Below are 17724 nucleotides of genomic sequence, written 5' to 3'. Positions count from 1 at the left end.
CTGTTGCGCATGGTTCGTTCCTTGTACATGAGAAGCGGGTGAGGGGGCCCGATGGCAGGCCCGCGGCGTAACCCTGTTGGCATCATAGCAATGAATATAAATGAGAGTGATTTGTATTTACAATAAAGTGAGCTGAACGGTGAACGTGACGTTTGGAGCGCAAGGCTGGTTCAGCACCCACGCTTTTCATGAGAGGTAAATCGGATGAACTCGCAAGCGCGCGCCACCCAGCGCCATCAGCTCACTCCCTTGGCTTTGTGCATCGCTTTGGCCATGCCTGCGGGGGCCTGGGCACAAACGCAGAACGCGGACAAGGCGGACAGCACCTTGCCAGCGGTGGGGGTCAAAGCCACCAAGCAGCGGGACACGACGGAGGGCACGGGCTCGTACACCACCACCGGCAAGACAAAGACGGCGACCCCCTTGGGCTTGTCTTTGCGTGATACGCCGCAATCGGTGTCGGTGGTGACGCGGCAACGCATCGAAGACCAGTCGATGCTCACGGTGACCGATGCGGTCAACAACGTGACCGGGGTGTCGGTGAACCAGTACGAAACCAACCGAGGCCAGTTCACGGCCCGGGGCTTCAAGATCAACACCTTGATGATCGATGGGGTGCCCACGACCTGGGAGCAGCCCTGGAGTTCGGGCGAGATCCTGACCAGCCTGGCCCCCTATGACCGCGTGGAGATGGTGCGTGGTTCGACGGGGCTGACCACGGGCGCGGGCGACCCCTCGGCGGCAATCAACCTGGTGCGCAAGCGCGCCAACAGCAAGACCTTGCAGGGCACCGTTGAGACCGATGTAGGCAGCTGGAACCAGCGCCGCGTGATGGGGGACTTGCAGGCGCCACTCAACGAGGCGCAAACCGTGCGCGGTCGTGTGGTGGCCGAACATACCGAGCGAGACAGCTGGGTGGATGGCTTGCACAACCAGAGCCAGACGCTGTACGCAACGTTGGAGGCCGACTTGGGTCCGCACACGCTCTTGTCGACCGGCTTGACTCACCAGACCCATGACACCGATGGGCCGATGTGGGGTGGCTTGCCTGTTTGGTACAGCGATGGCTCGCGCACACACTGGGATCGCTCGAAATCCACCGCGGCGGACTGGACTCGATGGGACACCGACCATGACAGCTACTTCGTGACGCTGGACCATCGTTTCGCCAATGACTGGAAGGTCAAGGCCAGCTACAACCAGAGTGACCGTCGGGCTGACTCTTACCTGCTGTATCTGATGGGGGCGCCGAATGCCGGCACGGGCCTGGGCATGTTCACGTGGCCGGGCTCCTACAAGGTGAGCACCAAGCAGGAGGACATGGCTTTGCAGGCTTCCGGGCCGTTCCAGTTGCTGGGCCGCAGCCATGAACTGGCGCTGGGATACACCCATTCTCGACAGGACTTCCGGGCGCGCAGCCGCGCGGCCGCTGGAGGGGCGGCGCCCAACTTCAACACCTGGGATGGCTCCTATGCGGAGCCCGCGTGGGGGCCTTTGAGCTACTACGGCAATGGCAGGGTCACACAGGAGGCGGTGTATGGCGCTGCGCGTTTGAGCCTGTCTGACCCGCTGAAGCTCATCCTGGGCGCCCGCTGGACCAACTATGAGCGCAAGGGCGACGACTACCAGGCCACGCCGGCGTACAAGATGAAGTTCGAGCGGGAGTTCACGCCATATGCCGGCATCGTCTACGACCTGAACGACACCTACTCGGCCTACGCCAGCTACACCGACATCTTCCAGCCGCAGCAAAAGCGCGATGTGGATGGCAACTATCTGGATCCCATTGTGGGCACCAGTACCGAGGTCGGGGTGAAGGGGGAGTTTCTGGAGGGCCGCGTGAATGCCTCTGCGGCTGTGTTCCGCATTCAGCAAGACAAGCTGGCCCAGGCCACCGGGAGCTTTGTGACCGGCACCACTGCCGAGACCGCGTACCGAGCCTCGGAAGGGGCGACGAGTGAAGGCTTCGAGCTGGATGTTTCTGGCGAGTTGGCCCCGGGCTGGAACGCCAGCGCCGGCTACAGCCAGTTCAAGGCCAAGGACGCCAGCGGCAAGGATGTGAACAGCATTTACCCACGCAAGTTGCTGCGTCTGTTCACCACCTACCGCCTGCCCGGTGCATGGAACGCCTTGACCCTGGGGGGGGGCGTGAACTGGGAAGGGGCCACCTATACGAATGCCCAGAACCCGCTGGGGGTGGTTCAGAAGATTGACCAGAACAGCTATGCCCTGGTCAACCTGATGGCCCGCTATGACTTCAGCCCGCAACTGTCGGCGCAGTTGAACGTCCACAACGTCTTTGACAAGACCTACTACGGCATGTTCGACGCCTACAGCCAGTTCACCTATGGGGCACCGCGCAGTGCCACGTTGAGCCTGAAGTACAAGTTCTGAGCACGCCATGCAGAACAAGACCATCAAAGCGTGGACCTGGCTTCACAAATGGAGCAGCCTGGTCTGTACCGCGTTCATGCTGCTGCTGTGCATCACGGGCTTGCCCTTGATCTTTCACCATGAGATCGGGCATCTGCTTGGCACCGAGGTCGAGGCGCGCGAGATGCCGGCCGATACGCCGCGCCTCAGCCTTGACAAGGTGCTGGCCATCGCTCGGGCCGAGCACCCGGACCGCGTGGTGCAGTACGCCTCGCAACCGGAGGACAGCCCTGACCTGTGGTTCGTCACCATGACGCCCACACCGGCCCCCACGGATGACTTTCGCTCGGTGGCGGTGGACGCCCGCACGGGTGAGGTGTATGAGCGGCCACGTGTGGATCAGGGATTCATGTGGGTGATGTTCAAGCTGCATGTGGACCTGTTTGCTGGCCTGCCCGGCATGCTGTTCCTTGGCTTGATGGGCTTCTTGCTGCTGGTGGCCATCGTCAGCGGGGCCGTCTTGTACAGCCCCTTCATGCGCAAGCTGGACTTTGGCACCGTGCGGCGCGAGCGGCGTGCACGCTTGAAGTGGCTGGACCTGCACAACTTGCTGGGCATCGTCACCCTGGTGTGGCTGTTCGTGGTGGGTGCCACGGGCATGGTCAACACCTGGGCTGACCTGATGGTGAAGTACTGGCAGCACGACCAGCTCAGTGCCCTGCTGGCGCCGTATCAGGGGCAGCCCACGGTCCCGCTGGCCGAACGTGGTTCGGTGCAGGTGGGGCTGGACAAGGCTTTGGCCCAGTTGCCGGGCAAGGAGTTGTCGTTCGTGGCGTTTCCGGGCACGGCCTATTCCAGCCCGCATCACACCACCTTCTTCCTGCGTGGCAACGAACCCCTGAGTGCACGGCTGTTGCAGCCCGTGCTGGTGGATGCACGCACGCTGGTGGTGACATCGTCTCCCGAGTTGCCGTGGTACCTGACGGCGCTGTTGGTGTCGCAGCCGCTGCACTTCGGCGACTATGGTGGTCTGCCCATGCAGATCCTGTGGGCCGTGCTCGACATCGCCAGCATCATCGTGCTGGGCAGCGGCTTGTACCTGTGGCTGCGCAAGGGCCAACCGGCCAAGGCGCGTGATCATGCAGCGGCCGTGGTGGTCAGCTCCGGGAGCACCACATGAGCCAGGAACATCGCTTGGGTGCCATGGCGATCTGGCGTTGGCCGTTGCTGCTGGGCGTGCTGACCAGCATCGGGCTGGTGGCAGCCTTGTTCAGCGACGGGGGCTGGGGCGACACCGTTGCCAACGCCTGCCTGGCGATGCCGGTGGTGGTGGCGCTGTGGTTTGGGTGGCTCCATCGACTCGTCAGACCGCGTCCACCGGGCTGACCGGTGAGCCTGACACGGGTTCGTCCAGGCTCACAGCATGCTGCGCAGCACCTTGTCGCGCTTGATCAGCCCATGGTGCAAGGCGGCGGTGACGTGCAGCAGCACCAGCGCGATGAGGCCCCACGCGCCCCAGCCATGCAACTCGCGCAACAGGCCATAGGCGCGCAGGTCGACGGGTAGCAGCGCTGGCACCGTGAACAGACCCAACACGTTCACAGGCCGGCCGGCTGCGCCTTGCATCAGCAGGCCTGTGAGCGGCATGGCAAACATGGCCACATACAACAGCACCTGTGTGGCGTGGGCGGCGCGCTTCTGTGCGGCCGGCAGGCTGGTGGGCAAGGCCGGTGGCGTGTGGGTGAGGCGAACCGCCAGCCGTATCACGGCCAACAGCAAGGCCAATACGCCGAAGGACTTGTGCGTCGCCAGCAAGGTGAGATGCCAGGTTTGCAGGCTCTGCACCATGGCCAGACCGGCCAGCAAGAGCGAGAACAACAACAGCGCCATGGCCCAGTGCAGGATGCGTGCGGGCAGGCTGTAAACGTCAGCTTGACTCATGATGTGCATGCCAATCGGGTGGGTCACAAACTTTCGCGGGCGCGACGGCGATAAGACTCCGCATACGCGGCCGAGCGGGCGCGCAAGATGGGGTCCGCCGTGGCAGCCATGCCGGTGGGCAACACCAACGGATCAAAGTTGATGTCCTTGCATGACCCCTCGGCTTCGGACTGGGCGGCGCGGATCAGCAACTGGCCCGCCACCACCGTGGGGCGAGACGCAGGCCAAGGCACCGTGGGGTTGGCCTCGTCATCGGTGGGCGCCGCCAGCGTGAAAACCAGATCGAACACCACAGGCGCCTGCTTCACACGTGCCAAAAACTCGGCTTGCAGCGCATCCGGGTCGTTGGGGTCGAGTGCCGTTGCTGCTTGGAGCCCTGTGCCTGCCACCGGCACGGCAGCCCAGCGCACGGCCTGGCGCTGCCCGTTGGGCGCCAGCAGGTAGAAGGCATTGATGCTGTGATAGCGCTCGGTGGCAAAGCTCTGCGTGGGCACATAGCTCTTTTGCCATGCCAGAAAGGCTTGCGTTTCCGGGTGCGAGGCAAAGAAGGCTTGAATGCGCTGTGGGTTGCGCTGACCCGTGGCGGGGTCGGGCGCCAGCGCCGACAACTGCTCGTAGAACGACTCGGGTGTGCCCACGGCCATCACAGGCGGTGTGTTCATGGCGGTGCGCCAACCATCTGCATCGCCGCGGCCCAGGCTCAGCGCCAGGCTGCGAACAGGCGAGCGCAGGTCAGGCGCGGTGGGGTTGGTGCCCGCAATCGAGATGCGGCCCACAAAACCCGTTTGACCCGGCTGAAACACACGGGCGCTGGAGTAGGGGGCCAGCTTGCCGCTGGATTGGAACTCGCCCACCACGCAAAAGCCCTTGGCATGAGCCCGACGGAAGCCCTCGTGAACTTGGGGACCCTCCTGCAGGTTCACAAACCGTTGGGCGGTGATGCTGGACTGTCCGGCTCCGCTGGCCGCAGCGTAAATCACGCCAGCCAGTGAGCCCACCGCCAGCACCAAAGCGGCATACCGAAAAGCGGTCATGAACCGGCCATCCTTTCGTGTTGTCGTGACATGAAGTGGTGAAGCGGCACATTGTGGGCAACTTCACGCACGACCGGGGATGTGGGGTTAATGCCGCCTAGCGCGCTTACTGACCTTGACCCTGATCCTGACCCTGACCCTGACCCTGACCCTGACGCTTCGCGATGGCGCGCATGACCTCTTGCTGCGCCACCGGCATGATGTCGGCCATGTAGAACTTCATCTTGCCCATGGCCGACTTGCCCTCGGGCTTTTCCATGAAGGCCACAAAGGCCGACAACTCCTGTGCCGTCATGTGCTTGGACATGCTCTCCTTGGCCGCGGTCTCCAGCACATCCGCCCGGATCTCCTGGGTCATGAGCTGAATGAAGTCCTGACGCTGCTCTGGGGGCAGGTTGTTGGCCATTTCCACCGATATGTCATTGACCATCTGGGTCAGCGGCACCAGCTTGAAGTACTTGTTGACCAGTTCGGTGCGGGCTTCAGGGGAGTCCTGCACGGGGGCTTCGGTTTTGGCGTTGCATGCAGCCAGTGCAATGGCCGAAGCGAGCAGGACAGACTTGACGACGAATTTCATGGGTTCCCTTGTTTGAATGTGAAGGATCACTACGCCGTCTCAAGCAGGTCGGATCACGACCGAAGGTGCACTGCGATGATGAGGCCCATGGCAGACCGCTTCGATGTTGTTGCCGTCCGGGTCCAGCACAAAGGCAGCGTAGTAGCCCGGATGATAGGCGCGTTCGCCGGGCGGGCCGTTGTCTACGCCGCCTGCGGCCAAGGCAGCCCGATGGAAGGCCTGGACGGTGGCTCGATCAGGCGCCTGGAAGGCCAGGTGCACGCGCGACACGTACTCTCCTGCGGCTTCCACCACCAGTTCGTCGGCATAGAAAAAGTCAGGCCCCTCTTGCACGATGTCGGGCCAGCCCAATGCGGTGAACACCGCTCGGTAGAAGCGCTTGCTCGCCGTCAGGTCGGAGACCCGCAAGTGCACATGATCAAACAGCCTGCCTCGGTGGAATTCCATGGCGCGCTCCTGTCAGACCTCAACACCCCGGCCGGGGCTGGTTCACCCATTCCTGCACGCTGGGGCGCTGCCATTGAGCCTCGGCATACGCGGCCAGTCGGGCGGGCAGCGCATCGCCGGCCACACGCAGACGGTTGAGCATCAACGCCAGATCGGTGTCGGCAATGGACCACTGATCGAACAAGGATGTGCGACCAGGTGGCAGGTAGGCCTGCGTGGCTGCGACAAGCTTGCGCAGTGCCGCCTGGGCTTCCGCCGTCAGAGGGGGCAGCGCACCGTGCTTGAGAAAGACCACCTCGGCCGAACGTTCCTGCCGAATGGGCATGAGGTCGCTGCGCAGCCAAGCCTGAATCTCGCGGGCCTTGGCTTTGGATTGGATGTCTGCCGGGTAGAGCGCCGTACCGGGATAGCGGTCTTCCAGGTATTCGCAAATGGCCGACGATTCCGACAGGTGGAAGCCATCGTCGCTGAGGGCGGGCACACGACGGGTGGTGGACACCTCGGCGTACAGCGGGTCGGACTGTTCTTGCCGCCCCAGGTTGACGAGCACCAGCTCAAAGGGGATCTGTTTCTCACGCAGCGCCACGAATGCGGTCATGGCGTAGGGAGACAGGTAGTTGGAATCCACAAACAGCTTCATGGCGCAGCCCCCTGTTGTGTTCATGCCCGCAGCGCAAGGATGGGCGGGCGTGGCTCATTGAACCACAAAGCACCGTGCAGGTGGCCTCAGGCGGAGATGGGCGAGCACAGCTCAACCAACAAGCCGTCCGGACAGCGCACGTAAGACACCACCTGTCCCCACGGCTTGGTGACAGGGGCGGACAGCTCGGTGGCGCCCGCCTTCACCGCCCTGGCATGGGCGCCGGCCACGTCGCTGGTGACCAGGCCGATTTCAAAACCCAGTGGTTGCGTCGATGTGTGGGCGGCCACGTGCCCGCCGGGGAAGTTGGCATCACCCAACTCGTGGGCGGCAAAGGACAGCGTGGTCTCGCCTGTGTCCAGCTCGCCATAAGTGCCCGATTCGTGCAGAAAGCGCCGCGTCAGGCCGAAGGCTTGCTCGCAGAACGCCAGAGAGGCCGCCACGTCTGGGACGTAGATGATGGTGTAGCCAAGCTTCATGGGGCCTCCATGGCGGACGGTGTGGACGATGGCGAGGTGGGCGCGCGCTTCACTTGCCTGAGAAGGCTGCCTCAAACTTCGCGCGGTCCAGATACTTGACGTAGTTGGAGAATGACGCGGCGACGGCGGGGTTGGTGGTGAGCTCCTGCATGGCCAGCCGCCCCAGCGCGTTGAAGGCGAACTCGAAGGACTTTTCACCCTCGGTGGAGAACGCCAGATGGGCCTCGGTGCGGCAACTCTCGGTGATCAGCTTGGTGGCAATGTTGGCCAGGTTCTTGTCGAGAGATTCCTTGACGGCGTCGCTGGCCTTGGACAGAGGCTTGATTTCAGGGTGGGCCGACATGGCGACGAAAACCCACTTGGCCAAGTCCTTGCGGTCTTTACCAGTGGTGTTGTCGGCCACGCAAGAGGCCAGCGCATCGGTGGCCGGCCCCGCCACACTGACGGCAGGCATGAGGGTGACCGTGAGGGCGATGGCGGAGAGGAGGGGTTTGATCATCTTGAGTAGGCCGAAGCCTTCAGAAGGAATGGAACAGAGGGGCGCTCATCAGGCTCTTTGTAGCGCAACCCGGCTTCATTTTGCAAAGGGACGGTCTGCCTACTGTTGCATCGCGTTCAGGAAGAAGCCGTACACCGCCAGTGAGTCGCCTTCACTGGCAACGGTGATCTTCATTTCACCAGTCGGAATGGAACCACCAGAAAGACGCACCTTGTAAAAGATGGTCTTGAACGCCTTGCCATCATGGCTTCCAGCGGCGCCCGTGTGGGAATACGCGTAGTCGTCAACCTTGCTGAAGCGATGGCCGTAACAGCGTCCACGTTGAACTTACAGTTAGCCCGGGCCCCAGCACCAACGGTGGTTTGACATGGACTGCAATCAGTGGCAGACTAGTTAAATGACTAGTTCGATTGAGGTTGCTATGCATACATGGCCAGTTCAGGATGCGAAAGCACGTTTTAGCGAGTTCTTGGATGCGTGCCTCGTGGAGGGGCCGCAGATGGTGACAAGGAGGGGCGCTGAAGCTGCCGTGCTTGTGCCTGTGCAAGAGTGGCGCCGCTTGCAGTCTGCCGCACGCCCCTCTTTGAAGCAACTGCTGCTCTCTGACCAAGCTCGTTCCGACTTGAACGTGCCAGCAAGAGGGAAGGCGAAGCGCCGCAATGTGGAGCCTATGCTGTGACGAGCATGTATTTGCTTGACACCAATGTTGTCTCTGAGCTCCGCAAGCAGCGCCCACACGGCGGCGTGGTTGCTTGGCTGCAGTCGATTGATGACGCCCAGTTGTACCTTTCCGCGGTGACCCTCGGTGAGATACAAGCCGGTATCGAGTTGACGCGAGAGCAAGACCCTCGCAAAGCCGAAGAAATTGAAACGTGGCTGGAGTTGGTTGCAGGCGCTTATAACGTTTTGCCAATGGATGCGGCGACCTTCAGGGCTTGGGCGAGATTGATGCACAGGAAATCCGATACGCTTTATGAAGATGCCATGATCGCGGCAACCGCGAAAGTGCATGGGTTGACGGTTGCAACGAGAAACGTCAGTGACTTCAATGCTCTCGGGCTAGACGTTTTCAATCCATTTGCTCCGGCATAGGCCTGAAGGTGCCAAGAGGGCTAACGAACGAGTTAACTGGCGCCGGAGCCCGAAGGGCGCAGGGCACCAACAGCGGCCAATAAAATGCCGAAGGCATGGCCAGTGTTGGCGTCCGCGTTGAACCGACAGTTAGACCTGGCGCCAGATGCATATTAGGTCGCGCTGCTGATGAGTGGGCGACTGATTACAAAGACAACGACCGCAGCCGCAATTGCAAGTGCTCCCCCCAAGAAGGCTGACCTCCAAAGATGATGCCGGGTTCGAGCAAGGTAGCCTACAGAGCCAGCAAGAACGACAAGTGAAACGCTCGACACGGCAAGCAGTACGGCGGCGTAAAACGTGATGGCGCCTATGTACACGCTCTGCTTGGTTATGGTGACGGCGCTTAGGTATGCGAAATAACAAAGCCAACTGCCGCCTAGCGTGGCGCTTGCCGCAAGCGCCAGCCAATAGGCAATTGGCTTCTTAGCGTAGACCTGCGTCATAGATTTTCTTTGCAAGATCGGTCCAGCGGCGCTGGCTATCGGGCACAACGTGACCGTAATAAAAATGTCCCTCGCCTTTGTTGGCGAGCATGTCTTTTGCCAGTTGCGGGACGCCTGCGGTCAACTCCGTGAGCGGCATGCCTGCATAGATTGGGTCGCCATGCTCTCGGAGGTCAATAACCGTGACTTTGCCGATGTTTCTGTAGGCACGAAGCTTGAAAAGGAACTCCTTCTCGATCGGTGAACCGATTAACACGAGGTTGTCCACTTTGAAGCCCTTCTTCGAATAGAAGTTGGCCGTTTGCGCAGCAAGTAATGAACCGTAGGAATACCCGATCAGGTTGAATTGTTCGGCAGGTTGATCCATGCCGGAGTCAATGGTCCAAGGGCTCTCGTCCTCGTAGCGAATGATCAGTCCGGCGCGGATGGCATCAACAATGGTGCCGAATTCGCCACCCATGACTTTGGTGGCGGTGTTTGTGAGTCCAACCCATATGTGCTTGATGCCCGCCTTTCGGAAGGCTTCGATTTGTGGTTGGACGTAGCCACCATTGAGCCCGGCACCGCCCCAGTAGATGGTGCCCCGTGGCACCTTGACTTTGAGCTTGACGGGCTCTTTGTCTGTGGTCGGCGTTGTTGACGCGACATGCTCAAGGATTGAGCTCATGCTTGTGCCTCCACCCCGAGGAGTTCGATTTTTACGTCTGACTTTTCCTTGGCAGCAATTTTTTGAGTTTGCCCAGAATCGTCGGTGATGCCTTCCACTGTCTTGTCGCCGCAGGTGAGTCGGTACTTCCAGTGAGGTAGCGGCTCACCAGTCAGTTCGTCTGTAAACACGAAAAACTGGTCGTGGTTGAGAACGAAAAGACCTGATGTTTCGTCTACTTCCATGCGCGGTGTGGAGTGCTGCGCGAGATGGGCGGAACTTGCTGCCTGTGCTGCGCTGGCCGCTTGCGGATTTGATGCGCCACCGTCCGAAGTGGTGGAGACGAATTGGCTTGAAATGAGCGTTGCGCCACAAGCGCACTTGTCGCCGTGACGGGCTGCTGGCATGCCATCAATGATCATTGTCGGATCGCCGCTGACGATGACCGTGGTGCCGTGGCCCTTCTTTGGGCAAGTGACCTGATCGCCCACTCTGGCGATGCGCTTGCCGTGTGTGTCTGTTGTGCCAGAGGCACCGACTACGACGCCACCGTGATCTGTCTGATCACCGATGACGATAAATGGGCGTCCCATGTGGACTCTCCTGCTTTTTTGTATGCGTCACTGTAGCAGTCTGCTGTACCTGGCTGCTGAAGGGTCTAACGAATGAAAGGGACTTCCCCGTCCCGAGCTAGCCGCGGTTTGCGGCGAACGGCATCAAGTGCCACGATGGGGTTGCGAAATCTCATCGAATCACTCGGAAGGGGAAGTCCATGACCATTATTGCGATCGGCATTGATCTCGCCAAGAACGTTTTTGCTGTGCATGGCGTGAATGAGGGGGGTAAGGCGGTGCTTGTGCGCCCGACGGTCAAGCGCGATGCCTTGCTGGAGATGGTGGCCAAGTTGCCGCCGTGCCTCATTGGGATGGAGGCATGCTCAGGTGCTCACCACTGGGCGCGCGAGTTCGCCAAGTTCGGCCACGATGTCCGGATCATCGCGGCGAAGTTCGTCGCTCCGTACCGACTCAGTGGTCGGCGTGGCAAGAACGACGCGGCTGACGCCCAGGCCATTTGCGAAGCGGTTCAACGGCCGCACATGCGCTTTGTCCCGATCAAGAGCGAGGACGCGCAGGCCCGGCTGTCGATTCACCGTGTGCGACAAGGGTTCGTCGAGCAACGCACTGCCACGATCAACCGCATTCGCGGCCTGCTCAGTGAGTACGGTCACATCCTGCCGCAGAAGGCCGAAGTGGTGCGCCGCGAAGCGGGTCGATGTCTGGAAGATCTGCCTGGATGGGCGAACACGGCCATTGGCGACCTGCTCAGTGAGGTTCACCGACTCGATGAGCGCATTGCCGAATACGACCGCCATATTGCGGTGATGGCGCAAGCCGACGAGCGCTGCAGGCGCTTGATGGGAATGCCCGGCATTGGCGAGAAGACCGCGACGGCTCTGATGGCCAGCATTGGCAACGGACACGACTTCAAGTGCGGCCGGCAACTGGCCGCCTGGTTGGGTCTGGTGCCGGGGCAATACAGCTCGGGCGGCAAACAGAGGCTGGGCCGCATCACCAAAGCCGGAGATAGCTACCTGCGGATGCTGTTGATACTGGGTGCGCGATCGGTGGTGGTTGCGGCCAAGAAGAAGGCCGACAGACTCAGTCGCTGGGTGACTGAGCTGGTTAACCGAAGAGGCTACTGGAAAGCTGTGGTGGCCGTGGCGGCAAAGAATGCGCGTATGGCCTGGGCGATGCTCAGTAAAGGCGAAGCGTTCGAGCCGATCAGCTGAACGATGCCGGGGAGAGCAAGTAGCCCGAGACTGATTCATGGTGTGATGTCGCGTTGATGTGCCAAGGTTGGACCTGCGCGGGGAGTGCTCGATAACCTGAGGAAGGTGCCATTGGCAACCTTGACTAACGAATGGAGCCCCCGCGTGCGTCTTTCATCAGGGCCCGCAGCAGCAAGCTGCAATAAAGGCCGTTTGTAGTACCGCCGTCCTTATCCTGGGCAATATCTGAGCGACTGAATCCTGATTGGTTGAATGGGTTACTTATTGAGGAAATGAATCACCTTTGGTGATTCAGTGGGATGATTTTGCTTGACAGACGGGGAAGCCCTTGTAGAACTAGTTAACTGGCGCCCATAAGGCGTATCCGAAGCGATGGGCCGTATCAGCGTCCACGTTGAACTTACAGTTAGGCTGATGCAGGACGGCGCGGTGACGCACCCCGCATTTTAACCTGTGTTGTGTTGTGATTTGGGGTAATAGCGGGCGACGGTGAAAATGGTCAGGCCGATTGCGAGAAATGCGCAGACTACGACCGTAAAGAGGGCGCCTCGGTAACCGCAGGTTCCTTCAAACGGCGATCCAAACCAGTGGCATGGCGCGACAGAAAGGAATGCATAACCAATCATTGCAAATGTTGCAGACCAAAATGCAAGCGATAGGGCGAGCAAAAATAGAACTTTGATAGCTTTCATGCTTTAGAAGTGGTTCGGGTTCACCAAGTGGTAAAGGCTCTCTTGTGGGTAATGCGACGATATTGCCTAACAGGGCCTAACGCCCTGGTTAACCGGCGCCGGAAGCCGAAGGCTGGAGGGCACCAACATAAGCCATGAAAATGCCGAAGGCATGGCTTATGTTGGCGTCCGCGTTGAACCTACAGTTAGGCTGGGGCGCGAAGTGGAAGGTGGGAGAGCACACGGCAACTTGGGCATGGCTTGAATGACAGCAATGCTGCATAGACGCTCCCTTTGATGTTTCCAGAGAGTTTGCCAGACGCTAAGGCTTGATGGAATGGTTGGATGTCTTAGCAGCATTGAGCCCAAGAGGGGCGCCGAGGGTGATTCCAGGAGCGCGTTCGACGTGACTCACGCAACAACCTCTGCGCCCCACCCGTCATAGCTGGCACCGTACTTTTCAGCTAACGATTCAAATTTGGACGAAAGCTGGTTGAGAACTCCTAGATCCAGAACCATCGTTGTCATTGCAACAACTTTGTATTCTGGATTTTCATCATCGGGCTCATAGAGTTGTACCTCATAGTCAAGCTGACAAAGATCTTGGGCTAGGGCCTCGGCACTTTCCTTGTTTGGTACATCGAATGCGAAGTCGGGTTCGTGTGGCTTTCGGAGGTCTGCCCCCACCTTGGCCATATGAAGTAGAACCAAGGCGTCAGGGTCTGTGCTCCTGGACAAGGCAGTGATTAACTCTGGTGGTGTTGGCATGACTCTTCTAGCCTAACTACCAAGTTCAGGGGCGCGCGCTTGGCGTTGCCGAAGCGCGCAGTGGTGGAGGCGTCCCCTGCAACGCCCAGTTAGGCCGGTGCAAGTGGCAGAGCCGCTGCGCTGGCAGCGAGCCCGCACACGAGGCGCCAGCCTGGTGTGCGCGATGAGCTGCTGAGGCAGCCTTTGAATTGAACCGTGCCATCACGCCTCCCTTTGCGTATGGCGTCAGCCATGCGCTGACGAATGCCTCAATCTAACGTACGTTCAACCTGAGCAGCGAAGGTGCCAGCACACCAACTTGATGGCAAGAACGAATGTTCGACTGCCGCCGAGGAGGCGGCTCGTGTGGCCTGCGCACGCGGCGCATTTACGCGAGGGCCTAACTACCAAGGTAACCGGCGCGGGAGCCCGCCAGGGCGGAGGGTACAAGCAAGGGCCATGAGAATGCCGAAGGCATGGCCCTTGGTTGCGTCCGCGTTGACCTGACAGTTAGGCTGGGGCGCGGAGTGGAAGGTATTAACATTGCTGTTGCTTGGATTCTATTCATGCCTCACCTTTAATTGAGCGAGTTTTGGCTACCTTAGGGATGGTCTGCAAAACCTCCGCATGCAGCCCTGAATGTGAGACAGTGACAGCATGAAGCAGATGAGCCTGAGCACCACTGGATTTGAACGCAAGACCAAGAGAACGCGCAAGCGCGAGTTCCTCGACGAGATGAACCTGGTCGTGCCTTGGGCTGAGCTTGTGGGCTTGATTGCGCCACACGCGCCGGCGCGTGGTGCCAAAGGTGGGCGTCCACCGTTTGCTGTGGAAACAATGCTGCGCATCCACTTTTTGCAGCAGTGGTTCAACTTGTCTGACCCGGCCATGGAAGAGGCGCTGTACGACACGCCGATGTTCCGTGAGTTTGCCCGACTGGACATGGGGGAGGACCATCTTCCCGACGAAAGCACCATCTTGCGTTTTCGCCATTTGCTCGAAGCTCACGATCTGAGCTTGCAAATCTTGGCAACCGTCAACGCCACGCTCACCGCCAAGGGTTTGCTGCTCAAGCAAGGCACAGTCGTGGATGCGACGTTGATTGCGGCGCCGAGTTCGACCAAGAACAGCACAGGCGCGCGCGACCCCGAGATGCACCAGACCAAAAAGGGCAACCAGTGGCACCACGGCATGAAGGCGCACATCGGCTCGGATGCCGATTTGGGGCTGGTGCACAGCGTGACCACCACAGCGGCCAACGCGCACGACATCACCCAGGCACACGCGCTGTTGCACGGCCAAGAAACGGACGTCTTTGCCGATTCGGGCTACCGGGGTATTGAAAAGCGCGAAGAAATTCAAGCCAAGCACCCGGATGTGGAATGGCACATCGCCATGATGCCTGGCAAGCGAAAGGCCATGGACAAGAGCACGCCCATGGGCAGCATCCTGGAGCGGTTGGAAAAGACCAAAGCCAGCATCCGTGCCAAGGTGGAACATCCGTTTCGTGTCATCAAGCGGCAGTTCGGCTACGTCAAGGTCAAGTACCGTGGGCTGGCCAAGAATACGGCCAATCTGATGACGCTGTTTGCACTGTCCAACCTGTGGATGGTGCGCAAACGACTCTTGAATATGGGGGCGCAGGGATGAGTGCGCCCAAAAACGGCCAAGGGGCCACGACTGGGGCTCAATACGCCCCGTATCTGCCCTTTGAACGCAAAAAAGTGTCGTCATCTGAAATAACAGCCCCAAGCCGCCGCGTCAGCGGTGGTTGTGCAGACCTTCCCTAACTGATGAGTTAAGCCGAATGGACGCAGGCCATTTGGCTTCAACGGAGGGTTAGACCATGTGGTCTTGCGGGCCCGCACACGACTGATAATTTGACACTCATCGCAGGCATGGGGCAGATCTCGATGACTATGTTACGTAGCGCTGATGGCGTATGGCCTAAGCAAGCTTAGACCGTGCGCTAGCAGCGCTACGCAGGCTAGCAGAAATTTCGCTAACTGCACATCCCCATTAAGGTGGCTTTATATTCTTCACATATGCGAATATGCAAATCGAGCAAGGCCATGTGGTCTAACGAATTAGTTAACTGGCGCCGGAGCCCCGCAGGGGCGCAGGGTACCAACAGCGGCCAATAAAATGCCGAAGGCATGGCCGCTGTTGGCGTCCACGTTGAACGCACAGTTAGGTTTTGCACCTGTGGCACGGCTTTGAAACACACGACAGATGAAGTCGAGGTGAGGGCGGGTCACGGTGAATTTTTGCTGCTGCCAGAATTCCAGAGAGTGTGACAGACAAACCGACCTGGTTGAAGCACCCAAACCGGTGATAGTAGATTGAGACATGGCGCTGCACCCGGTGAACGAACTGCTTGCCAGTAAAACGCCAAACTTCAAGATGCGAACAACTGCTTGAGTGAGCACGGAAGCGGCGTTGGCGAACATCAGTGTTCTCGCGTGGGAGTGGCGACGCGTAATGCGCAACCCTTGCCATGCAAAGAAAACAACCTTGGCACGACAAGTGATTCCCGCGTGCTGGATGTATGAACTTGCACCGATGTTGACATTTGCCAGAGCCTTTGCACCGAGTTACCTGAGCGTATTTTTAAACGGGACCTAACGTCGCAAATCACCGGCAGCAAAAAGCAGAGCGACGAAGGAGCGGCGCTTTTTGCTGTCCGAGTGCATTTGCCTTGTTATGTGATTCTACTGTTTTTCCAATAGAAACCATGTAGTGTCATCTTGCGGGAAATTATTGTCTCGATGATAAACAAAACCGTAATCAATTAGCTTTACATCAGGAAATTGGTCCATAATTTCACCCGCAAAATCTCTTTTAAAAAGTTTTCCTTCGTGCCCACGGTATCTTACTTCCACAGGTGATGGGTTGTAGTATTCAGCAACACAGATATATTTTCTGCTTGTTTTATACAATAGCTCATAGACGTTTTTCAATTCGTCTGGATTGATATGTATTAACACCCCCTTAATTAATACTAAATCTCTTTCCTCGTCGGGGTTAAAATCCAGAATTGAAGAATGATAAACATTGATGTTTTTGGTTTCTTTTAATTGAGAAACAGCCTTTTCGTTTATTTCTATCGCTGACAACTGAGCTTCAGGTATTAGGCGTTTTATTGCTTCCAAGTTAAGACCAATATTTGCCCCAAACTCAATAACACTTGAGATGGAGTTCGTTGATTTTAATATTGTTGAAAACAACGCAGTATTTGAAGCAATACTCGCTTCACCTTGATTCCTTCCAATGTACTCATCACCAAATTCCCCTGACCAAAATTGTTCTTGCTCCGTTTTGTAACTCATATTTGTTCCTTATTGTTGGATTGTTGATTTTTACACATAACTGTTATTAGGCCTCACGCACGCACAAGCGAAACGCGGCCTAATGACGCCTGTCGCACCAGCCGTTTTCATCTTTCTCATCAGAATCAACACCTTGGCAACAGGCTTACAAATTGTTGAACATGTTATCCCTGGCTCAGCACCTGCTTGTCCGATATTCCAAAAACCATGGTCATGGGCGGCATATCCAGGCTGGGTATATACCCATGCTTCAGGGTCACTTTTCCGGTCTTCAGGTCTATTTTCCTGATTTCCCCCTCAGCCCACGCTTCAGTGTTGACAGGCGCCGAGGCTGGCGCGGTGTCGGTTTGGGTGTCATGCCCATGTCCAGCATGTGATCCGGCTTGTGCCTGCGCACCCGTGGCCACGCTCAGCCACAGTCCAGCCATCACGGCAAAGTGTTTCACTGTCATCGTTCGTCCTTTCAGGCTTGGGGTTTGGTTTTCGGGTAATGGCTGAATACGCTGGTGCGGCCATCGCGTTGCACCAGCAGCACGTCATACGGGTCTAGGCGCGGCCCCATTTCCATCCCGGGTGAGCCCACGGGCATTCCAGGCACGCTCAGGCCCAGGCCGGCGGTTTTGGTGCGCAGCAGGCGCTTCACGTCATCCGCAGGCACGTGGCCTTCCAGTACGTAGCCGCCCACCAGGGCGGTGTGGCAGCTGCCCAGCTTGGCGGGCATGCCCAGGCGTTTGCGTGTGGGGCCGGTGTCGTCCACCTCCGTGATGTTCACGGTGAAGCCTGCGGCGCGCATGTGGTCCACCCAGGCGGTGCAGCAACCGCAGGTGGGGCTCTTCCACACATGCACGGTGGGCAGCTTGAAGGGGTTGGCTTGCGCGTGGGCAGCCAGCAGGGCAGCGGGTGTGGCGGCCAGGGCCAGCATTAGGTGTCGGCGTGAGGGGTTCATGGTTGCTCCTTGCTCAAATGGGTTGAGGT

21 protein-coding genes and 1 pseudogene are annotated in these 17724 nt (G+C 58.9%); 7 read left to right on the top strand and 15 right to left on the bottom strand.

Going from position 1 to position 17724, the window contains the following annotated elements:
• Positions 1–204: 204 nt before the first annotated feature.
• The 3 genes from WIT60_RS04135 to WIT60_RS04125 are packed head-to-tail and all read left to right on the top strand — an operon-like array spanning position 205 to position 3759.
• Complete coding sequence (locus tag WIT60_RS04135; RefSeq protein ID WP_339582672.1) at positions 205–2394, top strand: TonB-dependent siderophore receptor; 2190 nt, start codon at positions 205–207, stop codon at positions 2392–2394.
• 7 nt (positions 2395–2401) lie between these two features.
• A complete protein-coding gene (locus WIT60_RS04130; protein WP_339582671.1) occupies positions 2402–3553 on the top strand; it encodes a PepSY-associated TM helix domain-containing protein in 1152 nt (383 codons plus the stop codon).
• Positions 3550–3759 (top strand): hypothetical protein, encoded by a 210-nt coding sequence (locus tag WIT60_RS04125; RefSeq protein WP_339582670.1) that lies wholly within the window; start codon positions 3550–3552, stop codon positions 3757–3759. Before WIT60_RS04130 ends, WIT60_RS04125 begins: the two co-directional genes overlap by 4 nt.
• A gap of 30 nt (positions 3760–3789) precedes the next feature.
• On the opposite strand, the gene WIT60_RS04120 is transcribed toward WIT60_RS04125, so the two are convergent.
• The 7 genes from WIT60_RS04120 to WIT60_RS04090 form a co-directional block, all read right to left on the bottom strand.
• Positions 3790–4314, bottom strand: a complete 525-nt coding sequence (locus tag WIT60_RS04120; protein ID WP_339582669.1) for a cytochrome b — start codon at positions 4312–4314, stop codon at positions 3790–3792.
• 23 nt (positions 4315–4337) lie between these two features.
• The gene (locus WIT60_RS04115) at positions 4338–5348 is read right to left on the bottom strand and encodes a catalase family peroxidase (RefSeq protein ID WP_339582668.1); all 1011 of its coding nucleotides are present in this window, start codon (positions 5346–5348) and stop codon (positions 4338–4340) included.
• A gap of 106 nt (positions 5349–5454) precedes the next feature.
• Entirely contained in the window at positions 5455–5925 is a 471-nt protein-coding gene (locus tag WIT60_RS04110; RefSeq protein ID WP_339582667.1) for a DUF2059 domain-containing protein, read from the bottom strand.
• 39 nt (positions 5926–5964) lie between these two features.
• Positions 5965–6372, bottom strand: a complete 408-nt coding sequence (locus tag WIT60_RS04105) for a VOC family protein (RefSeq protein WP_339582666.1) — start codon at positions 6370–6372, stop codon at positions 5965–5967.
• Between the two features lie 19 nt (positions 6373–6391).
• On the bottom strand, positions 6392–7036 hold the full coding sequence (gene yfcF / locus WIT60_RS04100) for a glutathione transferase (RefSeq protein ID WP_339582665.1): 645 nt from the start codon (positions 7034–7036) through the stop codon (positions 6392–6394).
• 62 nt (positions 7037–7098) lie between these two features.
• Positions 7099–7491 carry a VOC family protein gene (locus tag WIT60_RS04095; protein WP_339582664.1) on the bottom strand — a complete coding sequence of 131 codons (393 nt, stop codon included), beginning with the start codon at positions 7489–7491 and terminating at the stop codon, positions 7099–7101.
• Positions 7492–7540: 49 nt separating this feature from the next.
• A complete protein-coding gene (locus tag WIT60_RS04090) occupies positions 7541–7990 on the bottom strand; it encodes a hypothetical protein (protein WP_339582663.1) in 450 nt (149 codons plus the stop codon).
• Positions 7991–8387: 397 nt separating this feature from the next.
• Here WIT60_RS04090 and WIT60_RS04085 point away from each other — a divergent pair, with 397 nt between their 5' ends.
• Positions 8388–8669: a type II toxin-antitoxin system Phd/YefM family antitoxin gene (locus WIT60_RS04085; RefSeq protein WP_339582662.1), complete on the top strand. Its 282-nt coding sequence runs from the start codon at positions 8388–8390 to the stop codon at positions 8667–8669.
• A 5-nt stretch (positions 8670–8674) separates the two neighbouring features.
• Complete coding sequence (locus tag WIT60_RS04080) at positions 8675–9082, top strand: type II toxin-antitoxin system VapC family toxin (RefSeq protein WP_339582661.1); 408 nt, start codon at positions 8675–8677, stop codon at positions 9080–9082.
• Between the two features lie 465 nt (positions 9083–9547).
• Here WIT60_RS04080 and WIT60_RS04075 read toward each other — a convergent pair whose 3' ends face one another.
• Positions 9548–10234 (bottom strand): alpha/beta hydrolase, encoded by a 687-nt coding sequence (locus WIT60_RS04075; protein ID WP_339582660.1) that lies wholly within the window; start codon positions 10232–10234, stop codon positions 9548–9550.
• A 311-nt stretch (positions 10235–10545) separates the two neighbouring features.
• A pseudogene (locus tag WIT60_RS04070) lies at positions 10546–10806 on the bottom strand (PAAR domain-containing protein); the annotation flags it as partial.
• Positions 10807–10985: 179 nt separating this feature from the next.
• Here WIT60_RS04070 and WIT60_RS04065 point away from each other — a divergent pair.
• Positions 10986–12002, top strand: a complete 1017-nt coding sequence (locus WIT60_RS04065; protein WP_339582659.1) for an IS110 family RNA-guided transposase — start codon at positions 10986–10988, stop codon at positions 12000–12002.
• A 446-nt stretch (positions 12003–12448) separates the two neighbouring features.
• On the opposite strand, the gene WIT60_RS04060 is transcribed toward WIT60_RS04065, so the two are convergent.
• Both WIT60_RS04060 and WIT60_RS04055 read right to left on the bottom strand, forming a co-directional pair.
• Positions 12449–12694, bottom strand: a complete 246-nt coding sequence (locus tag WIT60_RS04060) for a hypothetical protein (RefSeq protein ID WP_339582658.1) — start codon at positions 12692–12694, stop codon at positions 12449–12451.
• Positions 12695–13084: 390 nt separating this feature from the next.
• Complete coding sequence (locus WIT60_RS04055) at positions 13085–13441, bottom strand: ribonuclease E inhibitor RraB (protein ID WP_339582657.1); 357 nt, start codon at positions 13439–13441, stop codon at positions 13085–13087.
• 636 nt (positions 13442–14077) lie between these two features.
• Here WIT60_RS04055 and WIT60_RS04050 point away from each other — a divergent pair.
• Positions 14078–15070, top strand: coding sequence for an IS5 family transposase (locus tag WIT60_RS04050; RefSeq protein ID WP_339582656.1), 993 nt, complete (start codon positions 14078–14080; stop codon positions 15068–15070).
• A gap of 437 nt (positions 15071–15507) precedes the next feature.
• Here the strand turns inward: WIT60_RS04050 and WIT60_RS04045 are convergent, their stop codons facing one another.
• From WIT60_RS04045 to WIT60_RS04030, 4 genes are all read right to left on the bottom strand, one after another.
• Complete coding sequence (locus tag WIT60_RS04045) at positions 15508–15870, bottom strand: hypothetical protein (RefSeq protein ID WP_339582655.1); 363 nt, start codon at positions 15868–15870, stop codon at positions 15508–15510.
• Between the two features lie 261 nt (positions 15871–16131).
• The gene (locus tag WIT60_RS04040; RefSeq protein ID WP_339582654.1) at positions 16132–16749 is read right to left on the bottom strand and encodes a pseudaminic acid biosynthesis-associated methylase; all 618 of its coding nucleotides are present in this window, start codon (positions 16747–16749) and stop codon (positions 16132–16134) included.
• Between the two features lie 164 nt (positions 16750–16913).
• Entirely contained in the window at positions 16914–17201 is a 288-nt protein-coding gene (locus WIT60_RS04035; protein ID WP_339582653.1) for a copper-binding protein, read from the bottom strand.
• An 11-nt stretch (positions 17202–17212) separates the two neighbouring features.
• Entirely contained in the window at positions 17213–17695 is a 483-nt protein-coding gene (locus WIT60_RS04030; RefSeq protein ID WP_339582652.1) for a DUF411 domain-containing protein, read from the bottom strand.
• Positions 17696–17724: the final 29 nt, after the last annotated feature.

The sequence above is a fragment of the Aquabacterium sp. G14 genome, assembly GCF_037482285.1.
In the GTDB taxonomy this organism is placed as follows: domain Bacteria; phylum Pseudomonadota; class Gammaproteobacteria; order Burkholderiales; family Burkholderiaceae_C; genus Aquabacterium.
This window is presented reverse-complemented; position numbering and strand designations above follow the sequence as displayed.

Bases quoted from the DNA above. Each gene is read 5' to 3' on its own strand.
- WIT60_RS04135 (WP_339582672.1), top strand. From the start codon at position 205: ATGAACTCGCAAGCGCGCGCCACCCAGCGCCATCAGCTCACTCCCTTG.
- WIT60_RS04130 (WP_339582671.1), top strand. From the start codon at position 2,402: ATGCAGAACAAGACCATCAAAGCGTGGACCTGGCTTCACAAATGGAGC.
- WIT60_RS04125 (WP_339582670.1), top strand. From the start codon at position 3,550: ATGAGCCAGGAACATCGCTTGGGTGCCATGGCGATCTGGCGTTGGCCG.
- WIT60_RS04120 (WP_339582669.1), bottom strand. From the start codon at position 4,314: ATGAGTCAAGCTGACGTTTACAGCCTGCCCGCACGCATCCTGCACTGG.
- WIT60_RS04115 (WP_339582668.1), bottom strand. From the start codon at position 5,348: ATGACCGCTTTTCGGTATGCCGCTTTGGTGCTGGCGGTGGGCTCACTG.
- WIT60_RS04110 (WP_339582667.1), bottom strand. From the start codon at position 5,925: ATGAAATTCGTCGTCAAGTCTGTCCTGCTCGCTTCGGCCATTGCACTG.
- WIT60_RS04105 (WP_339582666.1), bottom strand. From the start codon at position 6,372: ATGGAATTCCACCGAGGCAGGCTGTTTGATCATGTGCACTTGCGGGTC.
- yfcF (WP_339582665.1), bottom strand. From the start codon at position 7,036: ATGAACACAACAGGGGGCTGCGCCATGAAGCTGTTTGTGGATTCCAAC.
- WIT60_RS04095 (WP_339582664.1), bottom strand. From the start codon at position 7,491: ATGAAGCTTGGCTACACCATCATCTACGTCCCAGACGTGGCGGCCTCT.
- WIT60_RS04090 (WP_339582663.1), bottom strand. From the start codon at position 7,990: ATGATCAAACCCCTCCTCTCCGCCATCGCCCTCACGGTCACCCTCATG.
- WIT60_RS04085 (WP_339582662.1), top strand. From the start codon at position 8,388: ATGACTAGTTCGATTGAGGTTGCTATGCATACATGGCCAGTTCAGGAT.
- WIT60_RS04080 (WP_339582661.1), top strand. From the start codon at position 8,675: ATGTATTTGCTTGACACCAATGTTGTCTCTGAGCTCCGCAAGCAGCGC.
- WIT60_RS04075 (WP_339582660.1), bottom strand. From the start codon at position 10,234: ATGAGCTCAATCCTTGAGCATGTCGCGTCAACAACGCCGACCACAGAC.
- WIT60_RS04065 (WP_339582659.1), top strand. From the start codon at position 10,986: ATGACCATTATTGCGATCGGCATTGATCTCGCCAAGAACGTTTTTGCT.
- WIT60_RS04060 (WP_339582658.1), bottom strand. From the start codon at position 12,694: ATGAAAGCTATCAAAGTTCTATTTTTGCTCGCCCTATCGCTTGCATTT.
- WIT60_RS04055 (WP_339582657.1), bottom strand. From the start codon at position 13,441: ATGCCAACACCACCAGAGTTAATCACTGCCTTGTCCAGGAGCACAGAC.
- WIT60_RS04050 (WP_339582656.1), top strand. From the start codon at position 14,078: ATGAAGCAGATGAGCCTGAGCACCACTGGATTTGAACGCAAGACCAAG.
- WIT60_RS04045 (WP_339582655.1), bottom strand. From the start codon at position 15,870: ATGTTCGCCAACGCCGCTTCCGTGCTCACTCAAGCAGTTGTTCGCATC.
- WIT60_RS04040 (WP_339582654.1), bottom strand. From the start codon at position 16,749: ATGAGTTACAAAACGGAGCAAGAACAATTTTGGTCAGGGGAATTTGGT.
- WIT60_RS04035 (WP_339582653.1), bottom strand. From the start codon at position 17,201: ATGACAGTGAAACACTTTGCCGTGATGGCTGGACTGTGGCTGAGCGTG.
- WIT60_RS04030 (WP_339582652.1), bottom strand. From the start codon at position 17,695: ATGAACCCCTCACGCCGACACCTAATGCTGGCCCTGGCCGCCACACCC.